The sequence below is a fragment of the Fluviicola taffensis DSM 16823 genome (assembly GCF_000194605.1).
Taxonomy (GTDB): domain Bacteria; phylum Bacteroidota; class Bacteroidia; order Flavobacteriales_D; family Crocinitomicaceae; genus Fluviicola; species Fluviicola taffensis.
The window spans coordinates 985,832-1,003,434 of the sequence record NC_015321.1 but is presented as its reverse complement, the minus strand read 5'-3'; the positions used below and the strand labels follow the sequence as shown (position 1 = coordinate 1,003,434).

Here is a 17,603-nt window from a genome sequence, read left to right as displayed (position 1 = left end):
AATTAGCGTCTTATAAATAAGTACGTCAAATAAACGAAGATTATGTGTGAAAGGATGCTTATGGTTTATATTTTAACACATAGTTAAATAAAAAGCATATTATTAACAAGGTTAAAGCCCTAGCTGAACCTTCAAATCACTGTATGAAGAACGCGAAATGGGAATGCTTGTTCCGCTTTTTAAAATGGCTACATAGCTGTTTTTTTCGTAAGACTCAATTTTAGTTAATTGATTTACGTTCAGGATGTAGGATCTGTGAATCCGTACAAATTGATTTCTAGGAAGAACCTGTTCAAAATGATTCATTGTCTGTTTCTTCAAGATGTATTTTTTTCCTTGATAGATTTTTACATAATCATCGTATGCCTCAATGTAATCTACATCTTGGATTGGAATAATTTTAATTTCCGATCCATCTTTTACCACAATTCTATTTTGCTCATGAATGATTTGAAGTGGTGTTTCATTTTTTAAATTTTCATTCGTGGAAGCTTGTTTCTTTTTGGCAATTGCGGCGTCAAATCGTTCTTCAGAAAATGGTTTCAACAGATAATCTAATGCATTTACTTCAAAAGCTTTCAGCGCATATTCATCAAAAGCAGTGGTGAAAATCACTGCTGGAGTTTCTGATAAAAGTTCTAATAATTCGAAGCCATTGATTTTGGGCATTTGAATATCCAAAAATAACAAGTCGGGCTTTAACTCTGGAATTAATTTCAATGCTTCAAATCCATCGTTGGCTTCTCCAACTAAAACAATGTCATCGTATTTCAGTAAACGCTTTTTGACGATTTCGCGGGCTAATTGTTCATCGTCTACTATAAATGCCTTAATCATATCGGAATTCTAATTTTAGTAATGAATAGATTGTCTTTTTTTTCGGTAATCAAAAGGTCGTTTTGATTGAAGAGAAGTGTCAGGCGTCTTTTAATACTTGTTAAGCCAAATCCTTTTCCGGTTTTTTCTTGAATGAAATCTGAATCGAATGGATTTCGGACTTCAATGAGCAAGTTTTGATTCACACAGCTAACACTTATATAAATCGTTACTTCTCCAGTTGAGCCATAAAGACCAAATTTGATAGCGTTTTCAATAACTGGTTGCAATAAAAGAGGAGGTACAAGTGTTTCTAAGCAAGCTTCATCGATCTGAAAATCTGTTTTCAAACGATGACCGAAGCGAATTTTTTCAATTTCTAAATAGCGTTTTATCTGATCGATTTCTTCTGAAACAGGAATCAATGTTTGAATGTCTTTTCGCAAAGTTCCTCTTAAAAAGTCGCTCAGTAAAAGAATCATCCGATTCGCTTCTTGTGGATTAATTTCGGTTAGAGCTGCTATGGAATTTAAACTGTTGAATAAAAAATGGGGCTGAATTTGCTGATGTATATTGTCTAGTTCAGCTTTGGTGAGTGCGCGTTCTTGCTCAATTAATTGCTGATGAACCTGAGATTGAATTTGTTGATTTTTTTGAATCCACCAATACAAACTTACTGCAATCAAAATAAAGAAGACAATGATTGCTCGAGCCCCCTCAAAAGGAAAAATATATTGAGTCCAACGTTCATCTCCTAATATGATTTTGAATGAACTATTGATTAGGAGTTGATAGATTGCAGTTAAAACTAATATTAACCCAAAATTGAAAAAATTGACAGGTTTTTTTGCGTGATAATAGGTTTGAATGAAATAGAGAATTTGTGAGATAATTGAAATGATTAAACCTGAAAGTAAGGTATCTTTCCAAGCAATATCAATCGGAAAATGGTTGATGAGTAATAAAAAGAAAAGTACAAGACATGCAATTACTGTCCAGGCAATGAATAGGATTTGCACTCTTGTACTCGTTCTTAAAAACATATGTGTTTATTTACTGAAACTATTTACCTCAATTCCTCCAAACATGCAAGTTCCTTTCAAAATTAAAATCTTACGCGGCTCATCGTTTTCTCTTTGGTAAGGTGGACGTTTGTCTTCATATGCCCCAAAAATGCTTGCTACTTCTGAAATTACTTCCCAATTATTTGGAATGGTAAGCGTTGTTCCTCCAAAAATATTTGTTACATCTACCACAATACGGTCTTGAAAATCTGCTTGAGAAAGATTGACATCTGTCCCTCCAAAGAAAGAAACAATATCGGCTCCTTTGAAAGTTTTACTCAATACTGTTTTTGTGATTCCACCAAAGAAACTAACGCTATCAATAAAATCTTCTTCATTGTATTTGTAAGAGCTATATCCTCGTTGATGTGCTTCATGGATGTGTTTCCAATTTTCTTTTGTGAATCGCTTCTTTCTTTTATTATATCGATCAAATCGTTTGCTTTTTGAAAAGACAATGAAAAGTCCAACAATAATTAATCCAATTGGAAAGATGATTTTGTTGTTAATCAGATGTGGGTACCATTCAGATAGAAGAAATAATTTACCGATGATAATTAATAGATACCCATGAAATTTTCTGAATTTATGTTTGATTAATACGATAATTCCAACTACGATTAAAACCATTTGCCAGCTAAGCAAATAGGAGGGGACGTGGTATCCCAATTGTTTCATCAAGTAAATAATTCCAAAGAATACGATGGCTAAGCCACCTGCTATTTTTCCGCGACGATGGCTTTTTTGTGCTTTTAAAATTTCGTGTTCTATTTCCGTGCGGATGTTATCTGTTTCCATAATCTGAACCATTTATAAAACAAAGGTATAAGACTAATCAGTAGTTGAATAGTCAAAATCGGTCAATGGTGGACGAAAATCGGTTAACGTATATATTTCCAGTCTTTTGACTTTCCTTCCAGCAGGTTTTCAATCGTTTGCTGTAATCGGCGTTGTTTGGTTTCTTCTCGTTTTGCTTCCGCGATCCAATGGATATATTCCCTTTGATGAGAGGGAGGAAGAGACTCAAATACAACTTTGGCTTTGGGTTCTGATTCTAGTAATGCAATTAATTCAGCAGGAATTTCGGTAAGTGGTTTTTTAAACTTTGGATTGAGTTCGCGGGGGATAGTTCCTTGTTCTATCAAATTCATTGCCTCCAGGATGTAAGCACCCAATTGGTCATCTTTCGGTAAATCATCTGGTGAAGTGATTTTACCCAAACTTCCCATTCCGCCTTCTGCTGAACGTTTAAAGAGCCTGTGAAGGTCGCTCATTTCTGAATGCAACCAGAATCCAAAAGAACAATGGTTTTTGAAGGAAGCCATGCTGCATAGTATTTTTCCATGGTACATGAAAAAAGGCATGCTCCATTTCATTCCTTCTTCCACTTCTGGACAAAAATCGTGAACGATTTCCCGGAGCTGCGTTAAAATGGGTTGAGCGAAATCAGCTGATTTTGAAATGTAGTTTGTAATCCGCTCATCAGAGGTTTTCATCCACTTTCTTTTTTCGAATTAAGAAATAAGCAATTAATCCTAGAGGAATAAATAAGAAGAGTGAAGTAATAATCATCCATTGAGGATATCCTCTAAGAAATGAATTGATGAGTACTAAAATATTCAACACCGCTACAGATGCTAACATGGGTTGTAAAGAAGTTCTACCTGAAATAGCGGTGCTCAATATTCCAGCTAGAAATGCGGCAATGCCCCAGTTTAACACAAGGACAAATTTATACATGAATGGAAGATCGTTTGCAATAAAATCAGCAACTTTTGTTGGATCAGTTGGATAAGGGGTCTTTGGAGGAAAAAGAGCAGGTGCTAAAGTTTCACCCAAAGCAACGAATAGTCCTCCGATGATTATTCCAACTAAAATTGCAATTGTACTTTTCTTCATATCCATTATTTCTAGTAAATATAAGAAAAAGCGTCAGCTTTTGAAGACTAAATCAGGACAAACGTTAGTGCGGAACTGATTTGGGATAAGCGTCAGCTTTTGAAGACTAAATCAGGACAAACGTTAGTGCGGAACTGATTTGGGATAAGCGTCAGCTTTTGAAGACTAAATCAGGACAAACGTTAGTGCGGAACTGATTTGGGATAAGCGTCAGCTTTTGAAGACTAAATCAGGACAAACGTTAGTGCGGAACTGATTTGGGATAAGCGATTGGTCGTGGTAATTGATGTAAGGGATAAAATTCAATATAAATTGAACGTAATCTTTCTTATTTTGTACCAAGATTCATGAAATTGCGTTAGAACAAAAAACTGAAATGAATAAACACTACCTTTTTATTGTCTTAGTATTCATCGGAGCTTGTAGTTTACAAGAATCACCAAAATCGATATTGGACACAAGTGCCTCAGAGGTCTTATTGCCAGAATCTGATTATGATTCAACTAGATTGGAGTTAACATTGCTTCAACAACTGAAATCATTGAAAACCTATATCAAAAGTAAAAATGGAGCTTATTCGAATCAAAAGGCAATTCTGATTGATATGAAAATTCCTTCCAAGTATTTCAGACTTTTTGTAGTGGACTTAAAAACCGATAAAATTCTTTCGAAAGGACTGTGCTCACATGGTTCGGGGTCAGAAATTGCGGGCACAGATTCTCTTCAGTTTAGTAATACTCCCAATTCCTACATGACTTCTTTGGGAATGTATAAAGTTGGTTCGGCATACCAAGGAAGCTTTGGAAAATCGTATCGATTGATTGGGCTAGAAAAATCGAATGACAAAGCAATTGCTCGTGCTATCGTTTTACATCGATACAGTTGTGTGCCCGATGAAGAGCAATTTTATCCAATATGCAACAGTTTGGGTTGTGCTATGTTGTCTGAAAATTATTTCGAAGAGTTGATTCCGTTGATTGATTCTGAGTCGAAACCGATGATTTTGAAGATTTACTATTAAAAATTATCAATGATTTGAATGATCAATTATCAAGAACTTTTCCTGCTTGATAATTAGCTAGTGTTTTCTCATTGTTTCCTTAATCTCTTTCATGAATTCGGAAGCAAAAACAAAATCATTTATTTCTTTGTTGTCAGTTGTAATGATCGATTTACGGTCACCTTGCCACCAATTTTGACCTTTATTGATGAAAATTACATTGTCACCAATTTCGATTACTGAGTTCATATCATGCGTAATCACAATCGTTGTAATTTCATACTCATAAGTAATTTCGCGAATCAAATTATCAATCAGAATAGAAGTTTGCGGGTCTAAACCTGAATTCGGTTCATCACAAAACAAGTATTTCGGATTCATGGAGATTGCGCGAGCAATAGCAATACGTTTTTGCATTCCTCCAGAACATTCAGCTGGAAACAGTTTGTTTCTACCAGCTAAGTTCACGCGCTCTAAGCAAAAATCAACGCGTTCTTGCATTTCTTTTCTGCTCATTTTTGTGAACATTGTCAAAGGGAACATTACGTTTTGCTCAACCGTCATGGAATCAAAAAGAGCAGATCCTTGAAATAACATTCCAATCTCCTGTCTAATCTCTTTTCGCTGTAAGCGATCTAATTTCGTGAAATCTCTTCCATCATATAAAATCTGACCAGAATCTACTTCGTGAAGACCAACAATACATTTTGCAAGTACTGATTTCCCTTGACCAGATTGACCAATGATTAGATTAACCTTGCCTTTTTCAAAGTTTGTGCTGACGTCTTTTAGTACTTGATTATCACCAAAAGTTTTATTGACATGGACTACTTCAATCATTACAACAAGAACATTTGAGTTAAGAAGAAATTCGATATCAAAATCGCGACACTTGCACTTACAACGGCTTCCGTTGAAGATTTACCAACATCTAAGGCTCCACCTTTGGTGTAATAACCCTTGAAGGATGCGATCGATGTAATTAAAAATGCGAATACAACGGTTTTACCAAGAGCGTAGATAATATCACTTCCTTTAAAGAAAAAGCGAATACCATAAACATATTCTTCTGTCGAAGAAAGACCAGAAAGTTGTAAGGATAACCATCCTCCTATTAAGCTCAACCCAATTGAAAAGATGATTAAAATCGGGAAGAAAATCATTGCAGACGTTACTTTTGGAAGTACCAAATAACTTAAGGAGTTTACTCCCATTATTTCAAGGGCATCAATTTGCTCTGTTACGCGCATTGTTCCAACCTCTGATGCTATATTAGATCCTACTTTTCCAGCAAGAATCAATGAAATAATCGTTGGTGAAAATTCCAGGATAGTGGATGAACGTGTAATAAAACCAACAGTATATGCAGGTAGAAGCGGATTGTCCATGTTTGAAGCTGTTTGCAAAGCAATTACTGCTCCCATAAAGGCAGACATCAATGCAACAATTGGAATAGACTTTATTCCAATGATTTCCATTTCTTCAAAAAAACGTCTGCGGAATATTCTCCATTTTTCTGGCTTTGAAAACACGATGTACATCATCATGAAATACTTGCCAATGTTTTGTATAATTCCCATTTCGGATATAAAGTTAAAAGAATTTGTGGAATTGAAAATGTAAAGTGTAAAATTGAAAAGAAGGGAGATTCCCTTAAAAGTTGAAATGAATCAGATTTGAAATTTGTGTGTGGTTAAACGGGGTCTTATCTTCTCCATTTTCGTTCTGACCCAGTAAGTAAGGGGTCAGGACTATTTTCAAAGAAGATTATTCACCGCGCTTGATTCATAACTTGTTGGCTTCTTGGAATTTTATGTAAGAAAATGGACTTAACTTTGTATCATTGGAAGCAAAATTGACAAAAAAGGAAAGATATATTCAGCAATTGAAGGCGTATTTGCCTAATGGCTTTGAAGAGATGGTGGCGGACTTATTAATGAGTCATCCAGTACGTTTTGCAATTACAAATCCAAGATCTACCAAATTGGGTGATTATAGAGCTCCACAGAAAGGAGAAACGTTTCACCGCATTTCCATAAATGGAAACTTAAATCCCTATAATTTTTTGATTACAACGCTCCATGAATTTGCCCATTTGCGGGTTTATCTCACTTTTGGGTTTAGAATTAAGCCACATGGTGAAGAATGGAAAGGGGAGTTTCGGAAATTGTTGTGGCCAGCGATCCAAACAGGACTTCTTCCAAAAGATATAGAAATAGCTTTGATGACGAGCTTAACAAACATGAAAGCATCATCTTGCACAGACACACAATTATCCCGTGTTTTGCGTCAGTATGACAAGCGGGAAGGAGGAGATATTATACTTGAAGAAATTCCAAAAAATGCTACATTTGTTTTGCAAGGTAAAACCTTTATAAAGGGAGAATTGAGACGAACTCGTTTTTTATGCACAGAAGTGCCTTCGAAACGTCAGTTTTTAATTCATTCACTTGCGACTGTTCAACTTTTAGAAAATACACATGAAAGATAATTACTGCGTGATCATGGCTGGAGGAATCGGAAGTCGATTTTGGCCAATGTCAACTGTTCAACGCCCAAAACAATTTTTGGATGTTCTAGGGATTGGAAAATCTCTATTGAGAATGACTTTCGAGCGTTTGCTTAGTATTGCTCCAGCTGAGAATATTTATATTGTTACAAATGCAAACTATGCTTACTTGGTAAAAGAACAATTGCCAGAGTTGAATGATAGTCAGATTCTGACAGAACCGGAACGTAAAAATACAGCTCCTTGTATTACGTATGCAGCTGCAAAAATCCATGCAATAAATCCAAATGCCACCTTAGTTGTCGCTCCTTCAGATCATTTGATTTTGAAAGAACATAAATTTACAGAAATTGTAAATACAGCTATTTCAACGGCAAATAAAGAAGACCGATTAGTGACTTTGGGAATCAAACCTACGAGACCTGACACGGGATATGGTTATATCGAATTCATAGAAGATGGCGATATTCTTCCCGGACAAGTGAAGGATGTGAAACATTTTACAGAGAAGCCGAATCGTGAATTAGCTGAGATTTTTCTGAGAAGTGGAAATTATTATTGGAATTCTGGGATTTTCATTTGGAGAGCAACAACTATTTTGAATGCTCTGGAGAAATTCAAACCGGAATTATTCCACTTATTTACAGATGAATCTGAAAAATACAATACGCCTGCTGAACAAGAATATGTGAATGCTTCTTTTGCTGCTTGTGAAGATATTTCAATCGACTTTGCAGTGATGGAAACTGCCAAAAATGTAGATGTTGTTTTGGCAAATTTCGATTGGTCTGATTTGGGAACTTGGGGAAGTTTATATTCTCACCTAGAAAAAGATTACAATGGAAATGCGGTAATCGGAGAAAATGTTCACATGATTAATTCGGAGAATTGTATTGTGAATTTGCCGAGCAACAAATTGGCCTTGATTCAAGGGTTACAAAATTACATTGTGGTTGAATCAGACAATATGTTGATGATTTTGAACCAACACGATGAACAAAATTTAAAAAAATACATGGCTCCGATGCAAGAAACGAGTCCAGAGTTTTTTCCAAAATAGTAAGGATGCGAATGCTTCGCGTGCCAAAAAAAATGCTTGCAATCAATTGCAAGCATTTTTTGTAAAGGATGGTTTTATGGTCTATTATTGTAATCTCTTAGCAAGTCGAAGTAACTCAAGGTTTCCATCACAACTACTCCGCCAGTTGTATCACCGTATTTCGCTGGGATTGCACCTGAGTAAACCATGATGTATCCCAAAGCAGCACTTGGTACATTTTGAACATCCGTCATTTTTACTCCATCAATGTAATTGACTAAATCTCCTTTTCGAGCACCTCTAAAAATCAACTGACCATCATCACTCAAGCGTACATCTGTTGTCATTGTTGAAATCATCTGTTTCGCATCGAATTTTGTAGGCATGTGTTTGATGTCTTTTTGTGACAGTTTGATTTCTGGAGTAACCCCCAATCGTAAACTAGTTGGTTTTGCTGTAATTACTACAATACCTATTTCATTGATTTTTCGTTGGGGTACGATACCAAGGTTTCCATATCCGTCAGGTGCAACTTCTACTGATCCAGGAGCAAAAGTGGTATCTCCATCTAATGTTACGAAATACACGTTATAAGATCCTGCGGGAACTGCTGAAATTCGGAATCGACCATCTTCATTGGTAACAGCTTTGAATACTTGATCTCCTCGAGATGTAATTGCATACGCTCCAAAAACACCTTCTTTCATGTCGCTGTCCATGAATGTTCCAAGGATGTCTCCAAAAGTGTTTTGAGCGAAAGTTATTCCACTTAGGAATAAGGTTGCGATAAATGTGATTGTTTTCATGATCTAATTTTTAATTGATTTCTATAGAGATGTCAGCCAAATAGAAATTCCATAAATGATCTTGAAAAAAAATGAAATGAATCAAAAAAGTTGGTAAAAAAGAAAGGGTCGCGATACTTCGCGACCCCACTGGACCATTTTTTATATTCAATAACTCTTACAACGATTCTGCAACTACCTCTTTTACATCGGGTAAATGTTGCTTCAATAAATTTTCGATTCCGCCTTTTAATGTAGCTGTACTTGATGGACAACCTGAACAAGCTCCACGAAGTGCAACGGTTACTGTTCCTTCTTCAAATCCTACGAAATCAATTGCACCGCCATCTCCTTCAACTGCTGGACGAACATATTCGTCCAACAAAGAACGAATTGCATCGTCGTATTCTGATGGAGCATATTCTTTTGCTGGCTTTGAATCGTCACCGCTTGCTGCTTTTGGTTTTGCAACAGGCATTTGAATTAAAATATCTTTTCCGTCAACAATCCAACTTTTAATAAATTCGCGCAATTCCATCGTTACGAAATCCCAAGAAATGGAATCGTTTTTGGCAACGGTCACAAAATTTGCAGTAATAAAAACGGTTTTCACAAATGGGAAATTGAATAATTCTTCAGCGAGTGGAGAATATCCTTTCGCTTCTGAACCTGAATGAAATTCCACTGACTCTCCGTTGATCAACAAATATTTGTTTGCAACGAATTTCATCGTGTTTGGATTGGGAGTCATTTCGACGTATACTGTAACTGGAACTGATGTCATGATGTTTGTCTGTTTATTTGTACAAAGGTAGTGACAAAGTTCAATAGTTCAATAGTTCAATAGTTCAATAGTTCAATAGTTCAATAGTTCAATAGTTCAATAGTTCAATAGTTCAATAGTTCAATGTTGAACCTTTAAACCCTTTGAACATTTTTGAACTTCTTTATTCCGCTGGTTCCACATGCACCAATACATCTTCAATTTCTGGAAGTTCTTCCATCAAATGTTTTTTTAAGTTGTGAGCGATTGTATGTCCTTCATGTACACTTAGGTTTCCATCTACATGAATGTGTAAGTCTACCCAATAGCGCATACCAGATTTTCGAACCAAACATTTTTCTGTATCGTGAATTCCTGCAACGTGTTTTGATTTTTCGCGAATAATCAAAATGAATTCATCGTGAACATGCTCGTCCATGATTTCGCCAAGTGCTGGTCGGAATATTTTGTATGCGTTGTATAAAATGATCAGTGAAGCAACTAATGCTGCCCAATCATCAGCTTGCGCCCAAGAATCACCCATGTAAACAGCAATTGCAATTCCGACAAAAGCGCAGGCAGAAGTAATCGCATCGCTTCGATGATGCCAAGCATCAGCTTCTAGTGACGAACTTCCAACTTCTTTACTTGATTTTGAAACGAAACGAAAAAACAGCTCCTTGGTAATAATAATTCCACCAATAAACCAAAGTGTATAGGAGGCTGGGGCTTTATGCGGAGTTTGAATGTTGTAAATACTTTCGATGATAATCAAGGTAGCTGAAGCCACAAGGAATCCAACAACAACGAAGGTGATTAATGGTTCGACTTTTCCATGACCGTAAGGATGATTTTCATCCGGTGGTCGCTTCGCATAGCGAAACCCAACGATAACTAAAGCAGAAGCAAAAACATCCCCCGTAGATTCTATCGCATCAGCAATTAATGCGTAAGAATTTCCAAAATAACCAACTAATCCTTTCACAATGGCCATCAAAAAATTGCCAATTAGACTGAACCAAGCCGTTTTTTCTGCTTTTTCGTGATTGACACTCATTTTTCAGGATCTTGACAGTTTTTGCAAATCCCAGAAATTGTGAAAAAAGCTTCCTCAGCTTGAAAACCTACAGGAAGTGAAAAGGAAGGAATAACCTGATCCAAACAAGTTAATTCACTGCAAATTCGACAACTGAAATGAATGTGCTCGTGGTCGTGTGAATGATTGTGAGTACAAGAATTACACGCTGCATAGTTCACAACGCCATTTACGTTAACAATTTTGTGAATCAAGCCATCATCTAGTAAGCGATCTAAAACCCTGTAAATTGTTACACGATCACACAGACCATTCAACTTGTGTTGAATAGCAGGTTGAGACAACGCAATCTTTGAGTCGTTTATGAGTTCCAAAATCGCGCTTCTGGCTGCTGTGTTTCTTGTTGTCTTCATGGTAATTTCCCCAGTAGCAAAAGTACGAAGTTTAATTCGTTGGCATTTCAAGTTAATCGTTTTTTATGAATTTATCAGAACTTCTTTTTTCGTACTTTTGATTTCGATGAAACGAATGCTTCAAATAGGGATGATTGTTTTGGTACTGATGGGAACTATCGGTATTCCATTCTATCAGCATACTTGTTTGCATGAAAACAGAGTTTTAAAATCTGTTTTTCTTCCTTCAAACGAATGTTCGGAGGAGCATTTGAAAGAGGAGCAGCCAGCTTGTTGTGCAACTTCGCAAGTAAGTGAATCTAATGAAACTGCAATTTCTGACGATTGTTGCTTGGATGAGGTTTCCAATTGGCAGTTTTCTTTTTTCTTTTTTCAAGATGTACATCCGGTGTTTTCGGAAGTATTGGAAGAAGTATCGATTCTTTCATTCTTTTCCCATTTTGAAATTATTTGGGTAAACAAAGATCAACAACTTTTCTCAGGGTCTGATCCCCCCAATTTACTAACATCTCTCGAAAGATTAACTCATTTGTGTATTTGGCGTCTGTGATTCCCTTCATTTTTGTACTAAAAAGTGAAGTCGAATTAAACGTTAAAAACAATGAAATATATCGTATTCGGTTTTTTCCTGTTTTTTCTTTCAACCAGTCAAGCCCAACTTCAAGGGATTGTATTTGGAATAAAGAATGGAGGAAAAATCCCGCTTAAACAAGCAAAAATAATACTCAAAAAAGCTCAAACTCAAGTTTACTCAGAAGAGAACGGGAGGTTTGAGATGATACTACCGAAAGATTTACCAGATGTTTTGGTTATTTCTGCACCAGGATACGAAAGTGATTCTGTTACTGTAACAAAAGACGATCGATTTTCAGGATTGGAGATCATCCTGTTCGAAGTCGATGAATTGGAAGAAGTTGTGGTCGAATTTAAACGAGATTCTAAGAATTTTTCCCGATTAAAACCGCTCCAAGTAGAACATTTGGGTGAAGGAGAATTGAAAAAAGCAGCTTGCTGTAATTTGTCGGAATCTTTTGAAACGAATGCCACTGTTGATGTGAATTTTACCGATGCAGTTTCTGGGGCGAAGAAAATTCAATTACTTGGTTTAGATGGTGTTTATACCCAGCTTCAAATGGAGAATATTCCGTTTTTAACAGGTTTGGAAAGCAGTTTCGGCTTGAATTCTGTTCCTGGAACTTGGGTGGAATCTATTCAGATTACGAAAGGAACTGGATCTGTAGTCAATGGTTATGAATCAATGGCTGGGTTGATAAATGTCGAATTTCGTAAGCCAACAACGATGCAACGCGTTTTCGTAAATGGATACGCCTCTAGTTTGGGAAGAGCAGAATTAAATGTTCACGGAGGACAAGTCATCAATGATAAATGGAGTACGGGAACTTTCGCACACGTTTCAACCTTGCAAAGTGAGTGGGACATGAACAAAGATGGTTTTCGCGATGCACCTTTGAGTAAATCTGGAGCATTCATGAATCGCTGGGATTATATGGGTAAAAAGTTTGAAACTAAATTTGGAGTGAATGCCTACTACGATCAACGATTGGGAGGACAGCTTTACGGAAGTGCGAGCAGATACAAAGCGGAAACAACCAATCAACATGCTGAGTTTTTTGCGAAAACGGGATTCTTGTTCCCAAAGAAGCCCTATCAAAGTTTTGGAATAGTATATCAATTCAAATACCACCAATCGGATGGTTTATACGGATTGAGAAACTTTGGAGGACGTGAATTACGTGGTTACATAAACGCCATTTATGACGGAATTATTGGTACAACTACTCACAAGTATAAAGTGGGGATTTCAGCGGTTGGTCAGGATTTACAGCAACATATTGATTCTGTAAAATTCAATCGAAATGTGATTACACCAGGAGTTTTTGCTGAATATACGTATACTGGAACACGCTTGGTAGTTGTTGCTGGAATGCGTGCAGATGTTCAAACCGCTTTTAGCAATCAAAAAGAGAAATTTCAATTTTCACCAAGAGTTCATGCCAAATATACCTTGGATGAGTTTACGGATATCCGTATTACGACTGGAAAAGCATGGAGATTGCCGACAGTCGTGATGGATAATTCGTCCTTATTGGCAACTTCTAAAGCTTGGGTTGTGACTAGTAGTAATGAACAGGAAGAAGTTTGGAATTCTGGAATTTCTGTGATTCGTACGATGAAATGGTGGAATCGCGCGGCAAGTATTTCTGCCGATTTTTACCACGCGCGTTTCACAAAGCAATTTATTATCGACCGGGAGCAATCAACGGATTCTATCTTCTTTGGTTTTCAACGAAATGTTTCCCGAAGCAGTACCTTTCAAACGGAATTGAGCTTTATGCCATGGAAAACAATTACATTTCGTGTAGCGTATAAATATCTGGAAGTAAAGGCCGATTACGCTGGAAGTTTGAGACAACAAGTGATGATTCCGCAACACAGAGGATTGTTCAATGTTGCTTTTGCGAGTCGAAATAAAAAATGGGAAGTTGATGGTACGATTTCTGTATACAGTCCTATGCGATTGCCAGATGTTACTTTACCAGACGGAACGCGTTTAATGAATGAGAAAAGTTCTGTAGTTCCAGTTGGATTGGCACAAATTACACGTCATTTCAAACAATGGGATATATATGTTGGAGGGGAAAACTTGTTTAACTTCAAGCAGAAGAATCCGATCATTAGCGCGAATAACCCGTATGATCCAACGTTTGATGCAACCCGTGTTTGGGCGCCCGTTATGGGAACGGTAGTTTACGCAGGATTTAGATATGAGATAAAACGAAAAGTAGAAAAAAAATAAAACCGATAAATCATGAAAAATAGTTTGTTATTAGTAGTTCTTTTAGTTGTAAGTAATTTTGGATTTGGACAGAAAACTACAGCTAAAACAGAAACAGTTGTCATTCAAACAAGTGCTGAATGTGATGAATGTAAAGAGCGGATTGAAGGTTCATTGAATTACACGAAAGGAGTGAAATTCGCAGAATTAGATGTACCCTCGCGAAAATTGACTGTGAAATTCAAATCTGATGTTATTTCATTAGAAGAAATTAAGAAGCAAATTTCCTCATTGGGTTATAATGCAGATGAGGTTCTTGCAGATCCAACGGCATTCGAAAAACTACCAGCTTGTTGCAAACCAAATGGAATGGAAAAGCATGAAGAACACGGCGGTCATTGATTGACTAATTGATTCTTTTAAAATTTAATCCTCGTGTCCTTCGTGATCTTATTGGTTTATTTATCAAAAGTCACATGAAGAGCACGAGGTTTTTTATATTCGTAAAAAACAGCTTGTCTCATGACCGATCATTTGTTATTTAGAAACTACGCTTTATCCTTGCCAGAAGCTACGGAAGAACCGCATTTCGAGAAAAATTCCTACCGAGTGAAGAAGAAAATTTTCGCAACAGTCAGTTCGAATGAAGTTTTTTTTGTAGTGAAACTAACTGATGTACAGCAATCGCTATTTTGCAAATGGGATGAAAGTGCATGCCACCCTGTTCCCAACAAATGGGGATTACATGGTTGGACGCGCGTTTATTTCGAAAAGGTAGGTTTGGACTTTTTGAAAGATATTGTGAAGACTTCGTATTCGAATGTGGCACCGAAGAAGTTGGTGGAATTATTACACGATGAAAAGTAAATCACAGCTGTTTAAGAATATTTAGTGGAGTATCAAATTCACTGATTTGTTTCAGGTATTCTTTCTCTTTATCATTCAATTCCCTCGTTCCCAAAGCTGTTATTTCCTTTACTTCTCCGTTTTTATTTTTTCGGATAAATTCGATTTCTTCAATTTGAATTTGCTTTGGAATTCCAATAGGAGTTAAGTCTAGAAATTGACCATATGAGAGTTTTCCAGATACAATTTCTCCACAGAGAAAGAATGATCGGTTTGTCAGTTGAAAACAAATTTCGAGTTTGAATTGAGCAACAATATTAGCGTTCATGAAGTTGTATTATTCTTCTGCTTTCTTAAACATTCCACCAACTTCTTTCGATAGACGCTGAATGGTTTCAACACCTGCAGCAAGTGGACTTCCACTCATATCGTCGTAAGCTGCATACGATAAATCTGCTGAACTTTGTGAAGGATAGACAAATATGTAGTCCAGTTTTGAGTTTTCTTTTTCGATGCGTTGTGGCAATGATTCCATTCCTGTGAATGCCGACACTGAACCTGAACGTGCAAAAACAGATACAAATAATTGATTTTCGCCAAAACTCGGAAGTTTTTCAACAATTTCTTCTGGTGATTCAATGGGGAAATGAGTTAAATCGGCACTGAATTTTCGGTAGGTTCTGTATGCTTTGAATTTCTCAAATGTTTCGCGGGTACTATACACATCAATGTCCAAATTCAATTCTTTGGAAATCCGCATAACTCGTTCTAGCCATTGATTGCAATCTTGTTCCAATTCTGCATAAACTGGACATACCACCGATATTTTTCGGTAACTCGAAAACGAATGATTGAAGTGGCAGAAGAAAACTGTTTTCTCACAAACATTCAACAAATGCTCACGGTCATCACCAATTAATCTTTTGAGAAAGTTGATTTTTGAATTGTCATTGATTAATACAATATCGGCCACTAATTCTTTCGAGACACGTGAAATTCCACTCGATAGATTGTGATCAATCGTAGCCATTGCATGCACGTTGATTTCTCCGCTATTGTAATGCGTGATGAAATCGTCTATGTGTTTTCTGGATCTTCGAATCCGCATTTCAGCTTCTTCATCATTTTCTAAAACACTGACCACCGAAATGGGATTCATCACTGTTTTATCAGTAATCAGAACCGAAAAATCGAGTAATTGTTCGTTTCCTTTCAGTTCATTAGCAGCAACCAAAACATGTTGACTTCGCATAGAAGGCCCTTCCAACGGTTCATTTTTGGTTTGCGCAATGAGTAGTTTTTTTCCAGCATTTTCCGTTACGAATGAAGCCGTCATACTCGTAATCAAAATGAGAATAACCGTTCCGTTGACAATTTCAATGTCTAAAATCCCCATCGTGTAACCCACGTTGATAACCGCTAAAGTTGCAGCAGCATGCGCGGTACTTAAACCAAAAATCAATTGTCTTTCGGGAGCTTTTAGTTTGAAAATGAGTTGAGTAATTAGAGCTGCGAGGAACTTGCTGAAGATGGCAAAAGTGCTTAAAATTCCTGCAATTGCCCAAGCCCAAGGTTCTTTGGCCAAAGCATTTAAATCCACAACCATCCCGATTGTAATCAAAAAGAAGGGAATAAATAACGCATTTCCCATAAATTCAACGCGATTCATCAATGTGGACGAATGTGGAATCAAACGATTCATCACCAATCCGGCAACGAAAGCGCCAATAATCCCTTCAATTCCTGCTACTTCAGCCAAAAATGCAGAGAAGAAGAGGATGGATAGTACATAGATGAATTGAGAAGACTTTTCGGATTCTAGTTTTCGAAAGAACCACCGTGAAATTTTTGGAACTCCCCAAAACATGATTAAACTAAAGATAGAAAGTGTGATTGCTAAATGCACTAAAATACTCGTGTTTATCACACCATTGTCGGAGCCGGAAATAACTGCTAGAATAATTAAAACGGCAGTATCTGTAAGAATTGTTCCACCAACTGCGATGGCAACCGCTTCCATTTTAGAAATACCAAACTTGGAAACGATAGGGTAGGCAACTAGCGTATGTGTAGCAAACATACTTGCAGTTAACAAACTTGCAATTTCATTCAATCCAAGAATATATCTACAAGTTGGATACCCTAAAAGAAGTGGAATGAAAAAAGTAAGAGCCCCAAAAACCAATGATTTGTTTCTGTAGCGTTTGAAATCTTGCATGTCGAGCTCCAATCCAGCCATAAACATGATGTACAACAAACCAATTTTGGAAAACATATTGACAAATCCTGTTTCCATATTGGCTTTCGAAATCAATTGAAAACCATTTGGACCTATGATTACTCCAGAAATAATGAGTCCAATCAATGCGGGTATTTTCACCTTTCTGAGAAGAATAGGAGAGAAAAGAATGATTAAAAGAAGAATGGAAAAGGTTAGAATCGGATTTTCCAAAGGCAATTTAAACTCGCCAATTAAGTTTTGGAACTCTTTAGAAAACTGTGCAAATAACCCGTTCATCTATCAGGAATAATTGCTACAAAAGTAATCGCATTTTTCAGGAATTTATCCGTTTAGTTAATATGAATGAATAAAACCTTTTTTTAGTATTTTTCAGCAATTCAAGAATTTACTTTTT

20 protein-coding genes are annotated in these 17,603 nt (G+C 36.6%); 7 read left to right on the top strand and 13 right to left on the bottom strand.

The features are described 5' to 3' along the window. Nucleotides 1-111: 111 nt before the first annotated feature. From FLUTA_RS04445 to FLUTA_RS04425, 5 genes are all read right to left on the bottom strand, one after another. Entirely contained in the window at nucleotides 112-837 is a 726-nt protein-coding gene (locus FLUTA_RS04445) for a LytR/AlgR family response regulator transcription factor (protein WP_013685659.1), read from the bottom strand. Beyond that, on the bottom strand, nucleotides 834-1,859 hold the full coding sequence (locus tag FLUTA_RS04440; RefSeq protein WP_013685658.1) for a sensor histidine kinase: 1,026 nt from the start codon (nucleotides 1,857-1,859) through the stop codon (nucleotides 834-836). Before FLUTA_RS04440 ends, FLUTA_RS04445 begins: the two co-directional genes overlap by 4 nt. A gap of 6 nt (nucleotides 1,860-1,865) precedes the next feature. Then, nucleotides 1,866-2,678, bottom strand: a complete 813-nt coding sequence (locus FLUTA_RS04435) for a LiaF transmembrane domain-containing protein (RefSeq protein WP_013685657.1) — start codon at nucleotides 2,676-2,678, stop codon at nucleotides 1,866-1,868. A gap of 83 nt (nucleotides 2,679-2,761) precedes the next feature. Beyond that, nucleotides 2,762-3,376: a YdeI/OmpD-associated family protein gene (locus FLUTA_RS04430; RefSeq protein ID WP_013685656.1), complete on the bottom strand. Its 615-nt coding sequence runs from the start codon at nucleotides 3,374-3,376 to the stop codon at nucleotides 2,762-2,764. Beyond that, nucleotides 3,363-3,779, bottom strand: coding sequence for a hypothetical protein (locus tag FLUTA_RS04425; RefSeq protein ID WP_013685655.1), 417 nt, complete (start codon nucleotides 3,777-3,779; stop codon nucleotides 3,363-3,365). Before FLUTA_RS04425 ends, FLUTA_RS04430 begins: the two co-directional genes overlap by 14 nt. A gap of 376 nt (nucleotides 3,780-4,155) precedes the next feature. Between FLUTA_RS04425 and FLUTA_RS04420 the strand changes: the two genes are divergently transcribed. Continuing rightward, nucleotides 4,156-4,800: a murein L,D-transpeptidase catalytic domain family protein gene (locus tag FLUTA_RS04420; protein ID WP_013685654.1), complete on the top strand. Its 645-nt coding sequence runs from the start codon at nucleotides 4,156-4,158 to the stop codon at nucleotides 4,798-4,800. 57 nt (nucleotides 4,801-4,857) lie between these two features. On the opposite strand, the gene FLUTA_RS04415 is transcribed toward FLUTA_RS04420, so the two are convergent. Together FLUTA_RS04415 and FLUTA_RS04410 are read right to left on the bottom strand one after the other, a co-directional pair. Then, nucleotides 4,858-5,619, bottom strand: coding sequence for an ABC transporter ATP-binding protein (locus tag FLUTA_RS04415; protein WP_013685653.1), 762 nt, complete (start codon nucleotides 5,617-5,619; stop codon nucleotides 4,858-4,860). Continuing rightward, complete coding sequence (locus tag FLUTA_RS04410; RefSeq protein ID WP_013685652.1) at nucleotides 5,619-6,359, bottom strand: MlaE family ABC transporter permease; 741 nt, start codon at nucleotides 6,357-6,359, stop codon at nucleotides 5,619-5,621. The genes FLUTA_RS04415 and FLUTA_RS04410 overlap by 1 nt, the downstream gene beginning before the upstream one ends. Before the next feature lie 263 nt (nucleotides 6,360-6,622). On the opposite strand from FLUTA_RS04410, the gene FLUTA_RS04405 reads away from it, so the two are divergent. Both FLUTA_RS04405 and FLUTA_RS04400 read left to right on the top strand, forming a co-directional pair. Next, a complete protein-coding gene (locus tag FLUTA_RS04405; RefSeq protein WP_013685651.1) occupies nucleotides 6,623-7,270 on the top strand; it encodes a SprT family zinc-dependent metalloprotease in 648 nt (215 codons plus the stop codon). Further along, nucleotides 7,260-8,348, top strand: a complete 1,089-nt coding sequence (locus tag FLUTA_RS04400; protein ID WP_013685650.1) for a mannose-1-phosphate guanylyltransferase — start codon at nucleotides 7,260-7,262, stop codon at nucleotides 8,346-8,348. Before FLUTA_RS04405 ends, FLUTA_RS04400 begins: the two co-directional genes overlap by 11 nt. Nucleotides 8,349-8,422: 74 nt before the next feature. Here FLUTA_RS04400 and FLUTA_RS04395 read toward each other — a convergent pair whose 3' ends face one another. From FLUTA_RS04395 to FLUTA_RS04380, 4 genes are all read right to left on the bottom strand, one after another. Further along, the gene (locus FLUTA_RS04395) at nucleotides 8,423-9,133 is read right to left on the bottom strand and encodes a carboxypeptidase-like regulatory domain-containing protein (protein WP_013685649.1); all 711 of its coding nucleotides are present in this window, start codon (nucleotides 9,131-9,133) and stop codon (nucleotides 8,423-8,425) included. Between the two features lie 157 nt (nucleotides 9,134-9,290). Then, nucleotides 9,291-9,896 (bottom strand): NifU family protein, encoded by a 606-nt coding sequence (locus tag FLUTA_RS04390; RefSeq protein WP_013685648.1) that lies wholly within the window; start codon nucleotides 9,894-9,896, stop codon nucleotides 9,291-9,293. Nucleotides 9,897-10,059: 163 nt separating this feature from the next. Next, nucleotides 10,060-10,932, bottom strand: a complete 873-nt coding sequence (locus FLUTA_RS04385) for a cation diffusion facilitator family transporter (RefSeq protein WP_013685647.1) — start codon at nucleotides 10,930-10,932, stop codon at nucleotides 10,060-10,062. Beyond that, nucleotides 10,929-11,324, bottom strand: coding sequence for a Fur family transcriptional regulator (locus FLUTA_RS04380; RefSeq protein WP_043023631.1), 396 nt, complete (start codon nucleotides 11,322-11,324; stop codon nucleotides 10,929-10,931). Before FLUTA_RS04380 ends, FLUTA_RS04385 begins: the two co-directional genes overlap by 4 nt. A 106-nt stretch (nucleotides 11,325-11,430) precedes the next feature. Between FLUTA_RS04380 and FLUTA_RS04375 the strand changes: the two genes are divergently transcribed. The 4 genes from FLUTA_RS04375 (at nucleotide 11,431) to FLUTA_RS04360 (ending at nucleotide 14,988) form a co-directional block, all read left to right on the top strand. Beyond that, nucleotides 11,431-11,874, top strand: a complete 444-nt coding sequence (locus FLUTA_RS04375) for a hypothetical protein (protein WP_013685645.1) — start codon at nucleotides 11,431-11,433, stop codon at nucleotides 11,872-11,874. A gap of 51 nt (nucleotides 11,875-11,925) precedes the next feature. Then, nucleotides 11,926-14,142 carry a TonB-dependent receptor gene (locus FLUTA_RS04370; RefSeq protein WP_013685644.1) on the top strand — a complete coding sequence of 739 codons (2,217 nt, stop codon included), beginning with the start codon at nucleotides 11,926-11,928 and terminating at the stop codon, nucleotides 14,140-14,142. A gap of 12 nt (nucleotides 14,143-14,154) precedes the next feature. Then, nucleotides 14,155-14,523, top strand: a complete 369-nt coding sequence (locus tag FLUTA_RS04365; protein WP_013685643.1) for a heavy-metal-associated domain-containing protein — start codon at nucleotides 14,155-14,157, stop codon at nucleotides 14,521-14,523. Between the two features lie 120 nt (nucleotides 14,524-14,643). Further along, on the top strand, nucleotides 14,644-14,988 hold the full coding sequence (locus FLUTA_RS04360; RefSeq protein WP_013685642.1) for an MmcQ/YjbR family DNA-binding protein: 345 nt from the start codon (nucleotides 14,644-14,646) through the stop codon (nucleotides 14,986-14,988). 1 nt (nucleotide 14,989) lies between these two features. On the opposite strand, the gene FLUTA_RS04355 is transcribed toward FLUTA_RS04360, so the two are convergent. Next, entirely contained in the window at nucleotides 14,990-15,295 is a 306-nt protein-coding gene (locus FLUTA_RS04355) for a hypothetical protein (RefSeq protein WP_013685641.1), read from the bottom strand. A gap of 9 nt (nucleotides 15,296-15,304) precedes the next feature. Further along, nucleotides 15,305-17,485 (bottom strand): cation:proton antiporter, encoded by a 2,181-nt coding sequence (locus tag FLUTA_RS04350; RefSeq protein ID WP_013685640.1) that lies wholly within the window; start codon nucleotides 17,483-17,485, stop codon nucleotides 15,305-15,307. Nucleotides 17,486-17,603 lie beyond the last annotated feature (118 nt).

Coding starts and splice junctions, on each gene's coding strand:
- FLUTA_RS04445 (WP_013685659.1), bottom strand. CDS start 837: ATGATTAAGGCATTTATAGTAGACGATGAACAATTAGCCCGCGAAATC.
- FLUTA_RS04440 (WP_013685658.1), bottom strand. CDS start 1,859: ATGTTTTTAAGAACGAGTACAAGAGTGCAAATCCTATTCATTGCCTGG.
- FLUTA_RS04435 (WP_013685657.1), bottom strand. CDS start 2,678: ATGGAAACAGATAACATCCGCACGGAAATAGAACACGAAATTTTAAAA.
- FLUTA_RS04430 (WP_013685656.1), bottom strand. CDS start 3,376: ATGAAAACCTCTGATGAGCGGATTACAAACTACATTTCAAAATCAGCT.
- FLUTA_RS04425 (WP_013685655.1), bottom strand. CDS start 3,779: ATGAAGAAAAGTACAATTGCAATTTTAGTTGGAATAATCATCGGAGGA.
- FLUTA_RS04420 (WP_013685654.1), top strand. CDS start 4,156: ATGAATAAACACTACCTTTTTATTGTCTTAGTATTCATCGGAGCTTGT.
- FLUTA_RS04415 (WP_013685653.1), bottom strand. CDS start 5,619: ATGATTGAAGTAGTCCATGTCAATAAAACTTTTGGTGATAATCAAGTA.
- FLUTA_RS04410 (WP_013685652.1), bottom strand. CDS start 6,359: ATGGGAATTATACAAAACATTGGCAAGTATTTCATGATGATGTACATC.
- FLUTA_RS04400 (WP_013685650.1), top strand. CDS start 7,260: ATGAAAGATAATTACTGCGTGATCATGGCTGGAGGAATCGGAAGTCGA.
- FLUTA_RS04395 (WP_013685649.1), bottom strand. CDS start 9,133: ATGAAAACAATCACATTTATCGCAACCTTATTCCTAAGTGGAATAACT.
- FLUTA_RS04390 (WP_013685648.1), bottom strand. CDS start 9,896: ATGACATCAGTTCCAGTTACAGTATACGTCGAAATGACTCCCAATCCA.
- FLUTA_RS04385 (WP_013685647.1), bottom strand. CDS start 10,932: ATGAGTGTCAATCACGAAAAAGCAGAAAAAACGGCTTGGTTCAGTCTA.
- FLUTA_RS04380 (WP_043023631.1), bottom strand. CDS start 11,324: ATGAAGACAACAAGAAACACAGCAGCCAGAAGCGCGATTTTGGAACTC.
- FLUTA_RS04375 (WP_013685645.1), top strand. CDS start 11,431: ATGAAACGAATGCTTCAAATAGGGATGATTGTTTTGGTACTGATGGGA.
- FLUTA_RS04370 (WP_013685644.1), top strand. CDS start 11,926: ATGAAATATATCGTATTCGGTTTTTTCCTGTTTTTTCTTTCAACCAGT.
- FLUTA_RS04365 (WP_013685643.1), top strand. CDS start 14,155: ATGAAAAATAGTTTGTTATTAGTAGTTCTTTTAGTTGTAAGTAATTTT.
- FLUTA_RS04360 (WP_013685642.1), top strand. CDS start 14,644: ATGACCGATCATTTGTTATTTAGAAACTACGCTTTATCCTTGCCAGAA.
- FLUTA_RS04355 (WP_013685641.1), bottom strand. CDS start 15,295: ATGAACGCTAATATTGTTGCTCAATTCAAACTCGAAATTTGTTTTCAA.
- FLUTA_RS04350 (WP_013685640.1), bottom strand. CDS start 17,485: ATGAACGGGTTATTTGCACAGTTTTCTAAAGAGTTCCAAAACTTAATT.